Below are 14,545 nucleotides of genomic sequence, written 5' to 3' on the forward strand. Positions count from 1 at the left end.
GTGCGTAACGGCGCTCAGGACTTGGGTTTGTCAAACCAGGTGCGGTCGACGCCATCTTCTTCGTGCTTCACCTCGATGATGCGCGCATCGGAGAACGGTCCGGTATGGTTCTCCAGCTTGGTGGCGAGCCTGACGTAATAGCGCCCAGTCGGCAGTGACTGGAGATTGATGCTTGGGCTATCGAGTACCTGTTCGGCCACCAGGGATTCAAACTGGGGCGTGCGGCTGACCTGGGCGATATAGCGAACATCCTCCAGCTTACTAATCCAATAGGCTTGCCCCGGTATGGCGGCCGGGGTGCCGGCATCCTCGCTGATGATGATGTCGATTGGCAAACTGTATGGTCCCAGGGGACCTCCATCCCGAGAGGCTAGGGCGGCGACGCGCCAGTAGTACCGGCCTTCCGCGAGAGATTCGAGCTGGTATTGGCAATGGTCGAGGTTGTCGGCGTCCACGACAAGCTGCTGGAACTCGCGGTCGCTGGCAATTTGCAGGCGGTAGCCTTGTGCGCCTTCCACTGGCGAGCAACGCAGGATGCTGTTGCCGGCAACGATTTGTCCCTGCTGCGGCGCCAACAGCCAGGGGCTGGAAGGATGGCTGTGGATGGTGAAACGGTGCTGGGCTTCATAGCCTGCAATGCCATGGATATCCAGCGCGCGGACTGCTAGCAGGTATTCTCCATCCTGCAGGCTGGGAAGCTCCGCACTGGCCGAGTCCGATGCCGCGTTCCACAGCACTTGCTCCATGGCTTCGTCCTGGGCGATCCGGTACTGGTATTCGCTGCTGCCATCCAGGGCTGGCCAATTGAACTGCAGTAGTTCTGGTTCGTTGAGCGTAGACGGCAACTGGCTCAAGTCCGGCGCTGCCAGCAATGTTTGCACCTCTCCGAGACTGTTGTCGGTGGCCGCGATGCCTTGCCCGGCTTGCAGCATTTTTCCGGACTTGGGCTTGCCTGGCTTCGCCGGCTGCATTTCCACCTGGCCCTGGGTCACGCTGGTGGTGGAAGTGTCGCCCGCTCCCACGGTAAAGCGCGTGCCGCGTACTGCGGCCACTGCCTGCGGCGTGATGACCTTGAAATGCTGCGGATTGCGCTTGGGTGCAGGCGTCACCGAGACGTCCACGTCGCCCTGTTCCAGGTAGATGATCCTCTGACCTTGCGGCACCAGGCCGCCTTCCTTGATGCGGTCCAGGCGCACCCGGGTATTGGACAGGATGCGGGCAACGCTGTGGTCGGCAAATTCCAGCGACAGGTAGCTATTCTGGCCGGTGCGCACGATGTTGCCTTCGGTCAATTGATCGCCATGCGAGATGCTTTTGATCGTGTTGCCTGCATCGTCGACCAGCAATACTTCGCCATGGACAAAGCTGGCAGTGACGGTGCTGCTGACTTGGGGAATGAGCAGGCTGGTGCCTGGCTGCAGGCGGTGCGGGTTGGGCAGGCGGTTGAGCTTTTGGATGTCCGGCCAGGCAAGCGGGTCGCCCATATAGCGGGTGGCAAGGTTGTAAAGGTTGTCCCCGGGCTCTACGGTGTGGCTGACCGTATCGGCCTGAGCCGACGCGTGGGCCGCCAATACGAGCCCGGCCAGGAAGACCGGCCGCCAGTTAGGCCGCCATGGCGAATGTTCGTGATTGCGCACTGCGTTCATGTGATCCCCGGTAATAATATTAAGAATTCTCTTCCAGTAACGGTACCAGCGTATCGCTCTCGAGCCGGTAGCCCATGCCGTAGACCGCGGCCAGCTTGTAGCCGTTGTTGGGGTGCAGTTTCAGCTTGGAGCGTATTGCTGAAATATGCGTGTCCAATGTGCGGGTTTGCAGGTCCACCGATTGCATGCCCCAGATCTGTTCCTGGATATGCTGGCGCGACAGCAGACGCCCCTGGTTCTGGAACAGGAACAACGCCAGTTCGAACTCCTTGTTCTTGAGGGTGACCGGTATGCCGTTATGCTCGAAGCGTTGCTGCGCCACATTGCATTTATAGTTGCCCCAGACGAATTCCTGCTGCGTTTGCTGCGGGTAGAGCCGGCGCAGGAGCGCGTTGATGCGGGCGTGCAGTTCGCGCACGCGGACCGGTTTGCTCATGAAGTCGTCGGCGCCGGAGGTGAGGCCATGCACTACGTCGCGCTCGTCGCTGCGGTTGGTGATCATGAGGATGGGAATGGCTTCCTTGAGATTGGCGCGTACCCATTGCACAATTTCCGGGCCGGAAGTGTCGGGCAGCTCCCAGTCGAGGATGAGGAAGTCGAAGGTTTCGTGCTGCAGTGTGCGTAGCAAGGATTTGCCATCATTGAAGGTGTGACAGTCATGTCCCAGCGACACTACCGTTTTCTCTATGAGCTCCAGTTCCGAGTTGTTGTCATCCAAGGCAGCAAAACGCATTTCTTTTCTTTCCTTTTTTTGCATTATAGGCGCGCATGACGGAAACATGCCAAGCCATTGCGGCAATATCACGCACCACCATAGCCAATCTTATACCGCCGCCCTTCAGGGAGATTGTCAACAAATGTCAACCGCTCGGCTTGCATGGGGCGCACATTATTGGTGCATTGCGCAATTGTTGTGCATCGAAAACCGGCTGTGGAATGGCATGTGCGTATCATCTTTTTGTATGCTTTTGAAAATAAAAAGAAATTAATGCTGGCACAAGAGTTGCTGAACATCGGCTGTTCTAACGAAACAAATGAATATGCCAGGACTCTGGTGATTATCAACAATCTTTGATGCAAGGAGCATGTATGAAATTCATATCCGCTATCATCAAGCCTTTCAAGCTTGACGAAGTGCGGGAAGCTCTTTCCGCTATTGGCGTACAAGGGATTACCGTCACCGAGGTGAAGGGATTCGGACGCCAAAAGGGGCATACCGAGCTTTACCGCGGCGCTGAATATGTGGTGGATTTTCTTCCTAAAGTGAAACTGGAGGTCGCCATTGAAGACAGCTTGCTGGATCAGGTGATTGACGCAATCGAGCAATCTGCCAGCACCGGGAAGATCGGGGATGGCAAGATTTTTGTCTTTGATCTTGAACAGGCTTATCGCATCCGCACCGGTGAAACCGGCGGCGATGCGCTTTGAGGGAGGGCGTCATGAAGCGATTCTTATCCATTTCCACCTTGCTGGGCGGCATGCTGGCGGCAGGTTCCTGTATGGCAGAAGAAGTAGCCGCGGAAGCACCAGCAGTCTTGAACAGCGGCGATACCGCCTGGATGATCGTGGCCACCGTGCTCGTCATCATCATGGCCGTGCCCGGCCTCGCGATCTTCTACGGCGGCATGGCACGTTCCAAAAATATGTTGTCGGTATTGATGCAAGTGCTGGTGACATTCTCCCTGCTGTCCGTATTGTGGGCGGTGTATGGCTACAGCCTGGTCTTCACCGAAGGCAACGCCTTCATCGGCGGCCTGAGCAAGGCGTTCCTGGCGGGCATTACGCCGGACAGCCTGGAAGGCACCATTCCTGAACTGCTGTTCGTCACCTTCCAGATGACGTTCGCGGCCATTACCCCGGCCCTGATCGTCGGCGGCTTTGCCGAGCGCATCAAGTTCTCCGCGGTCCTGTTGTTCATGGTGCTGTGGATGACGTTCTCCTACCTGCCCATGGCTCATATGGTCTGGGGCGGCGGCTGGATCGGCGAAATGGGCGCAGCCGACTTCGCTGGCGGCACCGTGGTGCACATGAACGCGGGTATCGCAGCCCTGGTGGGTGCCTTGGTACTGGGCAAGCGCATCGGTTACGGCAAGGAAGCCATGCCTCCGCACAACATGGTCCTGACCATGGTCGGCGGTTCCCTGCTGTGGGCTGGCTGGTTCGGCTTCAATGTCGGCAGCGAACTGGCTGCTGACGGCATGGCTGGCCTGGCGGTAGTCAATACCCAACTGGCAACCGCTGCCGCTGTCGTCGGCTGGGTGATTGCCGAATGGCTGAGCAAAGGCAAGCCTTCCATGCTGGGCGCGATTTCCGGCGCGATTGCCGGCCTGGTTGCGATCACTCCCGCTTGCGGCTTCGTCGGCCCGATGGGTGCGATCGTACTCGGCTTCATCGCCAGCCTCATCAGCTTCTGGTCCGTCACCAAGCTCAAGAACGCACTCGGCTACGACGACACCATGGACGTGTTCGGCGTCCACGGTATCGCCGGTATCGTCGGCGCGCTGGGCACTGGCATCTTCATGGCGCCATCCCTGGGCGGCGTGGGCTACGAAGAAGGCGTGACCATGGGTGAGCAGTTCTATATCCAAGCTATATCAGTCGGCTTTACCGTGGTCTATGTCGGCGTGGTCAGCTATATCCTCTTCAAGATCGTGGACCTGGTGGTTGGCCTGCGTGTCTCCGAAGAAGACGAACGCGAAGGCCTGGATACTGCCTCTCATGGCGAGCGTGCCTATCACTCCTAAAACAGCTTGGAAGTTACAGGCCTGAGGAAAGCCCGGCGAATGCCGGGCTTTTTTATTTGTTAAATCGGGCAGTCATTGGTTTCTCTAGTCATGGTTAAGTCGTGATGATAATATATGATGCATATTGTCATCTAAAATGATGAGGAGTGTATATGAGAACCACAGTGACCATTGACGACGCTTTGTATGAACGGGCGCTCGAAGTAGCGGACCCGATGATGGACAAGGCGGATTTGTTCCGGGAGGCCGTCAAGACTTTCGTCAGGGTTCAGGCGGCGAAGCGGCTGGCATCCTTGGGAGCCGCGGCTCCCGAAATGGCCAATGTTCCGCGTCGCCATGAGCATGCCCAGTGAAAGTTGTGCTGGTTGATACCTCGGTATGGGTGGAGCACTTCCGGCAGCGCAATGATGCGCTGGTGAGATTGCTCATGCTGGATTCGGTGCTGATGCATCCCATGGTGTTGGGTGAGCTGGCATGCGGTACACCGCCCAGCAGAGCACAAACGCTTGCCGATTTGGCCACGTTGCAGCAGTCCCAGCAGGCAAGTTTGCGGGAGGTCATGGCTTTTGTGGAACAGAAAAAGCTTTATGGTCTTGGTTGCGGCCTGATAGATATGACGTTATTGACGTCTGCGCTGCTATCGCCCGGGGTGGAGTTGTGGACGCTGGATAAGCGCTTGTCCGCTTTAGCACAACGCTTGGGGGTCATGTATGAGCCAGTCTGCATTGATAGATAAATATCAATTCATTGGGGGCAAGCGCGTTATCAATTGGGAGGATTTGGTTCGTGGTGTCATGATATCCAATGTCGTTTCGGGGGATGCGGAATATTTGGTTTTGGCGTCCGTTCCACGCTCCTCAATTTAAACTTTAGGTAGAAATTATGACTATAAATCCATCCGAAGTGCGTTTCATCAAACTTGGCCTAGGCGGCGTGTGGGAGAAGGACTGCATCGAAGGAACCATACCATCGGTGAGGTTTGGATTTGGCAATCCTCACCACGAGGACTGTCTGCGAGGGGATTGGAAGGTACTTGAACAATACTGGTGTACCTTTAAGAGGCAGGCCGAGGTAACTAAGATCGTCAACCAGACCAAGGATTTCTACACGTTAGGTGCAGATGCGCTTTGGATTACTTTCTACAACCGAAAACTATATTGGTGTTTCGCTGATACCCAGGTTACTGAAGTGGAGCCGCACGGTTCTCGGAGTCGGAAGGCGATCGGTGGCTGGCGCTGCGACGACGCAACTGGAAACCCTCTCTACGTGGATAGCCTTAGCGGTCGGCTTACGAAAGTGCAAGGATTCCGTGGAACCATCTGCAATGTGCGTGAGCGTGAATACCTGCTTGCACGTCTAAACGGCGCCGTAATGGAAGATGTGCAGGAAGCAGCAACAAGGCTGGAGTTATTGAAGAGTTCCGTTGCGCCGATTATTCAGCGACTTCACTGGAAGGATTTCGAGTTGCTGGTTGACTTGATTCTTACTAGGGCTGGATGGCAACGCTTGTCTCCACTCGGAAAAACAGAAAAGTCTATAGACCTTGAGATGCTTCTGCCGGTTACCGGTCGTCGTGCTTTTGTTCAGGTCAAGTCGTCCTCCTCATTGCAGGAGTTGGAATACTACACAGAACAGTACAAAGCCATGGATCAGTATGAAGAAATGCTGTTCATCGTCCATACAGCAGATCCGTCGCTCCGTGAGTATGCGAAAAAGCAAGGGGTCACATTTATGGGGCTGGGGGAAGTAGCCTCTCTGGCTGTTGATTCTGGTCTTACGCAGTGGCTTATTCAGAAAGCTACTTAACCGATGCTGAGTCATCTTATCTAGCCGACTTTTTTGCCTTTGCTTCGTCCAGGAAATTTGCGGTGTATGTTGGGAGTCGGGTAGCTCTTAGTTAAAAGTCATGTCTGTCAACATTCTCCGTGCACCGGCCAAACTAAGATGATTGTCGTCGTAATATAAGGCTTCACCATCAATTGCAGCTGCGCAGCCATCGGTACAAAGTTGTTCCACTGGCTTGATGGCATGAAGGCGCTGGCCATAGTGCAGGCTATCCAGCTTTTCCAGGATGAAGGCATGGCGGGCAAGGTAGAAATCGCGGCTGGTCATGTGCCCAAGGTCTTGCGGCGGTGCCTTGTGCAGAATGGACATTGGTGTGACTGCCTTGGTGATATCCATGGGCAGTTCCGGGATGGGGTACACGACATATACGTCCTTGCCAGCGGCGAGCAGGCGGTCTATGGTGGCTTTCAGGCTTTGCCAATACTCCTCCCGGAGTTCCTCGCGGCTCATGCCCGCATATTCGGCCGTGAACTTATTGACCGGGCTTTTATCCGGCAATGACGGATAGTGCTCCAGGTTGCCGAACAGGGCGCGGGTATAGCTGAAGCCGATCAATACGTGCTTGATGTCCTGCCGTTGTTCAAGGTGGGCAACGGCTTCGCGCATCCAGGCGCTGCACCCAGGCTCCTTGGCCTTGAACAGCAAGGCGGGCGGGCAGCCGCTGAAGCTCAGGTGCAGCAGGCCTTCGTCCCGTGGCTTGAGCTTTTCTCCCAAGGCATAGGCCAATTCCACGGTGTGGCTGTCGCCCAATGTGGCCCAGGTAATGTGCTTGCCAAAGTATTCGCAAGATTGCGCCGGTTTCAGGTAATCGGTGCCGCTGGTGTGGCATTCCTCCCGCAACGGACTGCCGATGGTACTGGTCATGAGTTCCGGCTGCTCGAAGCGATCGGGAAAGCCCTTGCCCTGCATCCCAGCCAATCCCGCGGCCAGCATCACGCCTAGCGCCACGCCGGAAAACTGGAAGATGCAAGCGCGGGAATAGCGCTTCTTGTTACGGAAGGGCTGCTCCACATAGAAATAGCTGAGGATGGCGAGCAAGAAGGCGAGCGCAATTGCGACGGTGAACATGATGACGCCAGGGTCGGACGCGCTTTTCATGCGCATGAAGGCAAACAGCGGCTGGTGCCAGAGGTATAGCGAATAGGAGATCAGGCCGATGCCGACCATGGCCCGGCTGCAAAGGAGCTTGCCTATCGCACCGGACGGATCGCAAAACGTGATGATGAGGCAGGCGCCCAGCACGGGGATAAGGGCGTACAGGCCGGGGAACGGCGTTTGCTGGTCCAGCAGAAAGACCGCGCCGGCAATCATGGCGAGCCCGGTCCAGGCCAGGCCGTTGCGCATGCCTTGCTTGAGGCTGTTCCATTGCTCCGGCCTGAGCAAGGCGAGCAGGGAGCCTGCCAGCAATTCCCAGGCACGGCTGAAAATGAGGTAGAAGTTGGCATCGACCGCGTTCCGGCGCAGCAGGTATTCCGACAAGGCCAAGGAGGCCATGGCCAGGATCAGCATTACCCAAGTGATACTGATGCGGCGCACGAGCCAGAGCCCGGCAAGCAGCAGCGGGAACAGCAAGTAGTACTGCTCTTCCACCGCCAGGCTCCAGGTGTGGAGCAGGGGCTTTTCTTCCGAGGCCGTGGAGAAGTAGCCGCTGCTGAGGTAGAAAAACACATTGGAGCCGAATGCGGCTACCGATATCAGGCTGCGCGCATAGTCGTGCAGCAGCGAGGGCGGCATGAGGAAAAATGCCACTACGCTGGTGGCGAGCAATACGACTGCCAAGGCGGGCAAGATGCGGCGCGCGCGGCGTTCGTAGAAGTTGATGATGGAAAAGCGTTGCTGCTCGAGCTCGCCGAGCAGAATGGAGGTGATGAGGTATCCGCTGATGACGAAGAAGACGTCAACGCCGACATAACCACCGCTGAAACCAGAAAAACCGGCATGGAAGAACACCACTGCCAGCACTGCAACTGCACGTAAACCGTCTATCTCCCGCCTGTATTTCAAACCGCTCCTTTCGATCCACTCTTGCTCTTGTTGCAAGGTGTGACAATGAGCGCAGCATGAAATTCAGCTCGGGGCGGGCTTGGCTGATCCAACTTCTATATGAAGATATTGCGTGCCTGCAAGCGCGTGGCGTTCCAGCCCAGGTGGTCGTAATAAGCGACGGCGGGCTGGTTGTCCATGTCCACCAATAGCTGGGCGCGGGTGGCGCCCTGCGTCTTGGCCCAGGCGAGGGCATAGTTCAGCAGCTGTTTGCCTAAGCCGGTTCCCCGCCATTGCGCATCGATGACCATGTCCTCGATCCAGGCGGCAGGGCTGCCCTGTGCTGTGGAGACGACCAGTTGCGCGCTGACCATGCCGACCACCTGGCCGCCGGCCAGTTGCGCCACCAGGATGGTGCCCCGGTCGGGCCGCTCCAGCAGCAGGCGCAATCCTGCGGTTTGCTTCGCCAGGTCGGGGGTGAAGTCCTGCTCTATGCTGAAGAGCTGCTGCAGCAGGCCGCACAACGCCGGGATGTCTGCTGGTTCGGCGGGACGGATTACTGTGGCTGGCTCACTCATGTTCGACCGGTTCTTCCGTGTCGTAATGGATGATGGCGAGAAAGCGGATCGGCAGCTTGGCATGGTATTCCGGACGATGGGGAATCTCGCCGCGGAAGGTGAGGGCGTCGCCCGGCTCCAGCATGTAGACTTCTTCGCCCACGCGATATCCCAGCTCGCCTTCCAGCATATAGAGGAACTCGGTGCCGCTGTGCTCGAAGGAGGGGAATTCCTCGCCCGGGTCTTCCAGGGTGATGAGGAACGGCTCGAACAGTTTCTTCGGGCCCTGGTCGTAGGCCAGCAGGTGGTAGGTATGCCCGTTGCGGGTGCCCCGGCGCACCACTTCCATGCCCTGGCCTTTTTTTACGAGCTGGGCGCCTCCCGTTGGCTGGTTATAGCCCTGGAACAGTCTCGAAATCGTCACGCCCAGGCTGTTGGCAAGCTGCTCCAGCGTGTCCAGGCTGGTGGAAACCAGGCCGTTCTCGATCTTGCTGAGCATGCCGCGGCTGATGTTGGCGCGTTCGGCCACTTCAGCAATGGTGAGCCCATGTTGCTGGCGGATATCCTTGATGACATTGCCCAGGTGCTTGCCCAGCGGTTTGCTTTCATTGTCGGTATTTGCCGGCAGCGCTTTTTTCACATGTTCCGCCATTTCTCGTCTTCTTTCTCACTTCTTAATTACTGGAAAACAGCTTGATGGCTGCTCGCCTGATTCTTGCTTTTCTTGGCACTGTATGGCAGGAAAAGTTTCTTGAAATTAAAAAAAGTTTATTAATAATATTCCATGGCACCACATACGGCAAGGCGGCCAACCCAACACAACAGGAACCATGACATGAAACCCGTGATGATCGTGCAGTTTAGCGCTTCCGAAGGGCCGGGGCACCTTGGGGATTATCTCGTAAACGAGCATATTCCGTTCCAGGTATTGAGGATAGACCGGGGCGAGGCATTGCCGGCAGATATCCATGCATATAGCGGCCTTGCCATGATGGGCGGGCCCATGAGCGTCAATGACGATTTGCCCTGGATACCGCCCTTGTTGGCCCTGGTCAGGGAGGCTGTGGTGCAGCGCATCCCTGTGATCGGGCATTGCCTGGGAGGCCAGATGCTCGCCAAGGCGATGGGCGGGGAAGTGACGGATAGCCGTTTTACCGAGATCGGCTGGGTGCGTGCCTGGCCCGAGGCTGTGCCGCAAGCGGTGGAGTGGCTGGGCGGCCATGCCGCGCTGGACTTGTTCCAGTGGCATTACCAGACATTCTCCATCCCGCCGGGCGCGGTGCGTATCCTGCGCAGCGAGCACTGCGCCAACCAGGCCTATGTGCTCGATGACTTGCATATCGGCTTCCAGTGCCATATCGAGATGAAGGCGGAGATGGTGCGCGAGTGGTGCGGGATATCGCCGGAAGAGCTCAAGGGAGGGAGTGATGCCGACCCCGCACAGCCCATGATCCAGTCTGCCGCCGAGATAATGCATGACCTCGACGCGAGGATCGCCACGCTCAACCAATGGGCGGGGCATGTATATGCGCGCTGGGCTAAGAGCCTGTTCAAAGTCTTTTTATAGAATACGTTGAACCGTCAAGGCAGCCGCTGCTGCGTTGCAAATCCTCGCCGGGCAATAAGCACGTCTGTGGTTTGCGCCTTGCTTCGGCTGCCTTGACGGTTCAACCCGCAGGGCATGACTTGAAAACGCGCCCGTTCTGCGTTGCAGTCCTTGGCAAGGCAATGAGCATTACCTGCGGACTGCGTCTTGATCGGACGCGTTTTCAAGTCATGCGTATCTATAAAAAGACTTTGAACAGGTTCTGAGAACCTGAAGCGGGATTGAGGCGGCGGTAAAGCCGAGGCGGGCATAGATACCACCTTTGAAGTACATCTTCGAGAGAATTTTCCGCGACTGGCGTTTTGACTATTGTTGACCTTGAAATGACCACTTCTAAGGATAAAGCATGTCAAGGAATTCGATTCTCAACGAACGCCATCGCGCCCTCGGCTCCAAACTGGACGGCGAGACCTGGAACGATATGTCCATTCCCTGGAGCTATGACACCGATGTCCACGACGAAGTCGTCGCGGTACGTTCCAGGGCCGGGCTCTATGATGTATCGGCGCTGAATATCGTCAATGTCGCCGGCCCGGATGCCGAAAAAGCGGTGGACCGGCTGGTGGCGCGGGACATTACCAGGCTCAAGCCCGGCCATTCGCTGCTGGCGGCGAAGGTGAACGAAGCGGGGGCGATTTGCGACGACATCATGGTGATCCGCGATTCCGCCACCGCATTCCGCTTATCCCACGGCAGCGGCGCGACCAAGCAACAGCTGGCGAAGATCGCGCAAGGCCTCGACGTCCAGGTCGAGCCAGACCTCGGCGCGCATATCCTCTCGCTGCAAGGCCCCAAGTCGCTGGCGGTGCTGAGCCCCTTGCTGGCGTTCGACCTAAAGGAGCTGGCCTATTTCCAGCACAAGCCGGCCAAGCTGTTCGGCAAGGATGTCTATATCGCCCGCGGCGGATACTCCGGCGAGCTCGGCTATGAAATCTACTGCCGCGCGGAAGACGCGGTGCTGCTGTGGGACGAATTGCTGAAAGCCGGTGAGCCGTTCGGCGTGATTCCCGCCTCATGGAATTCTCTGGAGCTCACGCGCATAGAGGCGGCGTTGCTGTTCTTCCCGTTCGAGATGATAGAAGGCGATACCACGCCATGGGAGGTCAACATGGGATGGGGCGTCGATCTCGACAAGCCGGGCGACTATATCGGCAAGGCCGCCGTGCTGGCGTCCAAGGGCAAGGAGCGCGTGCGCCAGATAGGGCTGGTCTGCCAGGCGGCGATTGCCGTGGAAGCCGGCGCATCTATTCATATCGGCGGCAAGCAGGTGGGCGTGGTCACCAGCGCTTCCTATAGCCGCTATCTCATGCAGTCGCTCGCGCTGGCGCATATTGCGCCGGAGTTTGCCGCCAACGGCACCGAGGTCGAGATCCAGGGCAAGACGACCAATTGCAAGGCCTATATCGCCCCGATCCCGTTCTACGACCCGCTGCGCTTGCGCACCCATCCACGCAGCGAGGGCTGAGCCATGGAACGCGGATACTGGATCAGGAGCAAGCCGGTGTATGCCAGCCTGGCCTGGCAGCACCAGGCGCAGGCTCACGTGGTGCTGGCGCAGGGCGAGGCCGGGCGCGCCGTGCTGCGCCTTTACCAGCAACGCCTGCCCGAGCAGCCTGTCGTCATCCTGTACCTGGCCGGCCAAGAGGCGGATTACACCGCCGCGCTGAAATCCGTGGCAGGCGACGGCGTGCAGGTATTCGCCAGCCAGGAGGCGTTATGGGCTGCGTTCGACGCCTTGCTCTCCACTGCGTACATGGGTACGCGGCTGTATGCAGCCGGCGATGAGGATTTCCTCTGGCAGGTCTCGACGCTGGCCGCCAAGCATGGCGTGCTCAATGCCGACATCATGCGCGAGCAGCATGTGTCGCTGGCGCGCCCGGTGTACTGCGTGCACTGCAAGACGATAACGCAGCATGTCACGACCAATATCGCGGTATGCAGCGGCTGCCGGCGCCATCTTTTCGTGCGCGACCATTTCTCGCGCCGGCTCGGCGCCTATATGGGGCTGATGGTCGATGCCGAAGCGCCCGGCGAGATACCTGCGGCCGAGGAGATTTACCCATGAGCAGCTTGAAAGTGATCGTCTCCAATATTGCCGAGGCGGCGGAAGGCATACGGCGTTTCACGCTCGAGGCCGCCGACGGCGGCGAATTGCCCGGGTTTTCAGGCGGCAGCCATGTGGTGGTGTCCATGCCTGCAGGGCCGCGTACTTACCGCAACGCCTATTCGCTGCTGAGCCCGCCTTCGGACCGCCGCAATTACCAGATTGCCGTGCGCCTGCAGGAAAACTCGCGCGGCGGTTCGCGCTTCATGCATGAGCAGGTCGAGGTAGGCACAGCGCTGGAAATCTCCTGGCCGGTCAACTTGTTCGCCATTTCGCGCGTCGGCCGCAAGCATATCCTGGTGGCGGGCGGCATCGGCATCACGCCGTTCATGTCGCAGGTGCATGACTTGCTGCGCAGCGGGGCGGATTTCGAGCTGCATTACGCCTTCCGCTCCCAGCGCCACGCCGGGTTTGTCGGCGAGTTGCAAGGCTTGCTGGGCGGCAGGCTGGTTTGCTACGACCAGAGCCAGGGGCAGATGCTCGATACCGCCACATTGCTTTCGTGCCAGCCGCTGGGGACGCATGTGTATGTCTGCGGTCCCGGCGGCATGGTCGAGGCCGTGCGGAATACCGCCAGCAGGCTGGGATGGCCCGAGGCGCATGTCCACCATGAGGAGTTCCTCGCGCCGCCCGTGGGCGAGCCGTTCGCCATCCGCCTCAGGCAATCGGCGCGGGTGGTGGAAGTGGGTGCCGAGGAAAGCATGCTGGAGGCCATGGAGGCTGCCGGCGTCGATGTGCCCTACCTGTGCCGCGGCGGCGCATGCGGCCGCTGCGAGCTCGAAGTGCTGGCGACGGACGGCGTGATCGAGCATCACGACCATTACCTGTCCGAAGACGAAAGGCGCTCGGGCGGCAAGATCATGCCTTGCGTTTCGCGCGCCAAATGCTCGTTTATTGAACTCAACCTCTGAGGTGCACCATGAACAACCTTGCCTACAAACTCGACGCGGAAACCTTCCGTGGCGCCTACACTTTCCACAACTCTCCCGCGGCGATCCGGCGCTTTCCTTTCCCGTTCGACCAGGACCACTACATGTACTCGGTCAACATCGAGCCGCACAAGCCCGGCGCGCCAGGCTCCGTCTATGAGCACCCGTTCGACATCGACGAGCACTATGCCGACGAGTGCGTGGACAAATGGGCGACCCTGGACCAGGACCGGGGGCGCTATGCGGCATTGCCGCACATGATGGACGCGCAATGGGATTTCCTGGAACTCACCATGGAAAGCCTGGCCCGCGATTACCCGGCGCAATTCAAGCTGAGCAAGCATGGCGAGCGCTGGACCTGGAACAACCTGGTATTGGGCATAGAGGATAGCTTCGTGTTCGGCGATGCTTCCACGTTGCCGATGGAGCCTTTCGAGTACATGGGCCGGCAAGTGCAGGGGGATTTCGTGCTGCTTGACCAGCGCGAAGGAACATTGTTCGCCGATGCGGGCTTCATCACTAGCCAGGCGGACTGGTCGCTCGCGTTCGACGTCGGCATGTCTTGGCACGAATGGCACGGCCCTGTGCCGCAGGTGGAGAAAATGGGCATCATGGACCGCGCGCTGAAGTTCCTCATGAGCCTGCAGCAGGGCAGCCCGGTGCGCCGCCTCAACTGGACCATGACCATCAACCCGCGCCTGGATACCTCGCCGGAGCATTATCCGGAATGGGGTCCTGACCGGCTGAAAGTGGATGCGGGTAACGCGGGCGAGAAAGCGCACTTGCGGGTGGAGCTGCAAAGCCTGTTCCGCTTGCCGCGCAGCAACGCCATCCTGTTCAGCATCCGCTGCTACCTCATGAGCCTGGAGGAGATGGCGACCTACCCGCGCTGGGTGAAGCGTTTCCATCGCGTGATCCGCGACCTGCACCCCGACCTGTTGGAATACAAGGGCATCAAGGCGTATCACGAACCCGTGGTGGCGTGGCTGTCGCAACGCGACGATGGCGAGGCGTTGCCGCCCGGCACGCAGCCGGAATGATATGGTTGTGTTTTAAAACGCAGTGAATGTGCCGTCTTGCCTTATAGCCTGTTCAATGTCTTTTCATCAGGCACGTTGCCCCGGCAGCGAA

17 protein-coding genes are annotated in these 14,545 nt (G+C 58.4%); 12 read left to right on the top strand and 5 right to left on the bottom strand.

What is annotated here, in order from left to right:
• Positions 1 to 14: 14 nt before the first annotated feature.
• Positions 15 to 1,646 (bottom strand): FecR family protein, encoded by a 1,632-nt coding sequence (locus tag ACWXTG_RS13240; RefSeq protein ID WP_407995621.1) that lies wholly within the window; start codon positions 1,644 to 1,646, stop codon positions 15 to 17.
• 19 nt (positions 1,647 to 1,665) lie between these two features.
• A complete protein-coding gene (locus tag ACWXTG_RS13245) occupies positions 1,666 to 2,379 on the bottom strand; it encodes a response regulator transcription factor (protein WP_407995622.1) in 714 nt (237 codons plus the stop codon).
• 114 nt (positions 2,380 to 2,493) lie between these two features.
• On the opposite strand from ACWXTG_RS13245, the gene ACWXTG_RS13250 reads away from it, so the two are divergent.
• The 6 genes from ACWXTG_RS13250 to ACWXTG_RS13275 all read left to right on the top strand — a co-directional run bounded on the left by ACWXTG_RS13250 (position 2,494) and on the right by ACWXTG_RS13275 (position 6,196).
• The gene (locus ACWXTG_RS13250; RefSeq protein ID WP_407995623.1) at positions 2,494 to 2,721 is read left to right on the top strand and encodes a hypothetical protein; all 228 of its coding nucleotides are present in this window, start codon (positions 2,494 to 2,496) and stop codon (positions 2,719 to 2,721) included.
• A 14-nt stretch (positions 2,722 to 2,735) separates the two neighbouring features.
• Positions 2,736 to 3,074 carry a P-II family nitrogen regulator gene (gene glnK, locus ACWXTG_RS13255; protein WP_011478800.1) on the top strand — a complete coding sequence of 113 codons (339 nt, stop codon included), beginning with the start codon at positions 2,736 to 2,738 and terminating at the stop codon, positions 3,072 to 3,074.
• 11 nt (positions 3,075 to 3,085) lie between these two features.
• Positions 3,086 to 4,390 carry an ammonium transporter gene (locus tag ACWXTG_RS13260; protein ID WP_480220159.1) on the top strand — a complete coding sequence of 435 codons (1,305 nt, stop codon included), beginning with the start codon at positions 3,086 to 3,088 and terminating at the stop codon, positions 4,388 to 4,390.
• A 152-nt stretch (positions 4,391 to 4,542) separates the two neighbouring features.
• A complete protein-coding gene (locus ACWXTG_RS13265) occupies positions 4,543 to 4,743 on the top strand; it encodes a type II toxin-antitoxin system VapB family antitoxin (protein WP_480220160.1) in 201 nt (66 codons plus the stop codon).
• Positions 4,740 to 5,126: a type II toxin-antitoxin system VapC family toxin gene (locus tag ACWXTG_RS13270; RefSeq protein WP_480220161.1), complete on the top strand. Its 387-nt coding sequence runs from the start codon at positions 4,740 to 4,742 to the stop codon at positions 5,124 to 5,126. Before ACWXTG_RS13265 ends, ACWXTG_RS13270 begins: the two co-directional genes overlap by 4 nt.
• Before the next feature lie 146 nt (positions 5,127 to 5,272).
• Entirely contained in the window at positions 5,273 to 6,196 is a 924-nt protein-coding gene (locus ACWXTG_RS13275) for a hypothetical protein (RefSeq protein WP_480220162.1), read from the top strand.
• An 87-nt stretch (positions 6,197 to 6,283) separates the two neighbouring features.
• Here ACWXTG_RS13275 and ACWXTG_RS13280 read toward each other — a convergent pair whose 3' ends face one another.
• The 3 genes from ACWXTG_RS13280 to ACWXTG_RS13290 form a co-directional block, all read right to left on the bottom strand.
• Positions 6,284 to 8,239: an acyltransferase family protein gene (locus tag ACWXTG_RS13280; protein ID WP_480220163.1), complete on the bottom strand. Its 1,956-nt coding sequence runs from the start codon at positions 8,237 to 8,239 to the stop codon at positions 6,284 to 6,286.
• A 95-nt stretch (positions 8,240 to 8,334) separates the two neighbouring features.
• The gene (locus ACWXTG_RS13285) at positions 8,335 to 8,796 is read right to left on the bottom strand and encodes a GNAT family N-acetyltransferase (protein WP_480220164.1); all 462 of its coding nucleotides are present in this window, start codon (positions 8,794 to 8,796) and stop codon (positions 8,335 to 8,337) included.
• Positions 8,789 to 9,427, bottom strand: a complete 639-nt coding sequence (locus ACWXTG_RS13290; RefSeq protein ID WP_309564354.1) for a helix-turn-helix domain-containing protein — start codon at positions 9,425 to 9,427, stop codon at positions 8,789 to 8,791. The genes ACWXTG_RS13285 and ACWXTG_RS13290 overlap by 8 nt, the downstream gene beginning before the upstream one ends.
• A 44-nt stretch (positions 9,428 to 9,471) precedes the next feature.
• Between ACWXTG_RS13290 and ACWXTG_RS13295 the strand changes: the two genes are divergently transcribed.
• The 6 genes from ACWXTG_RS13295 to ACWXTG_RS13320 all read left to right on the top strand — a co-directional run bounded on the left by ACWXTG_RS13295 (position 9,472) and on the right by ACWXTG_RS13320 (position 14,454).
• Positions 9,472 to 9,609 carry a hypothetical protein gene (locus tag ACWXTG_RS13295; protein ID WP_309564355.1) on the top strand — a complete coding sequence of 46 codons (138 nt, stop codon included), beginning with the start codon at positions 9,472 to 9,474 and terminating at the stop codon, positions 9,607 to 9,609.
• Position 9,610: 1 nt separating this feature from the next.
• Positions 9,611 to 10,342: a type 1 glutamine amidotransferase gene (locus tag ACWXTG_RS13300; protein ID WP_480220165.1), complete on the top strand. Its 732-nt coding sequence runs from the start codon at positions 9,611 to 9,613 to the stop codon at positions 10,340 to 10,342.
• Between the two features lie 385 nt (positions 10,343 to 10,727).
• Entirely contained in the window at positions 10,728 to 11,846 is a 1,119-nt protein-coding gene (locus ACWXTG_RS13305) for an aminomethyl transferase family protein (RefSeq protein ID WP_480220166.1), read from the top strand.
• A gap of 3 nt (positions 11,847 to 11,849) precedes the next feature.
• Complete coding sequence (locus ACWXTG_RS13310) at positions 11,850 to 12,446, top strand: dimethylamine monooxygenase subunit DmmA family protein (RefSeq protein ID WP_480220167.1); 597 nt, start codon at positions 11,850 to 11,852, stop codon at positions 12,444 to 12,446.
• Positions 12,443 to 13,396 carry a PDR/VanB family oxidoreductase gene (locus ACWXTG_RS13315; protein WP_480220168.1) on the top strand — a complete coding sequence of 318 codons (954 nt, stop codon included), beginning with the start codon at positions 12,443 to 12,445 and terminating at the stop codon, positions 13,394 to 13,396. Before ACWXTG_RS13310 ends, ACWXTG_RS13315 begins: the two co-directional genes overlap by 4 nt.
• Positions 13,397 to 13,404: 8 nt before the next feature.
• On the top strand, positions 13,405 to 14,454 hold the full coding sequence (locus tag ACWXTG_RS13320) for a heme-dependent oxidative N-demethylase family protein (RefSeq protein ID WP_480220169.1): 1,050 nt from the start codon (positions 13,405 to 13,407) through the stop codon (positions 14,452 to 14,454).
• Positions 14,455 to 14,545 lie beyond the last annotated feature (91 nt).

The sequence above is a fragment of the Methylobacillus sp. DLP286 genome, assembly GCF_056636515.1.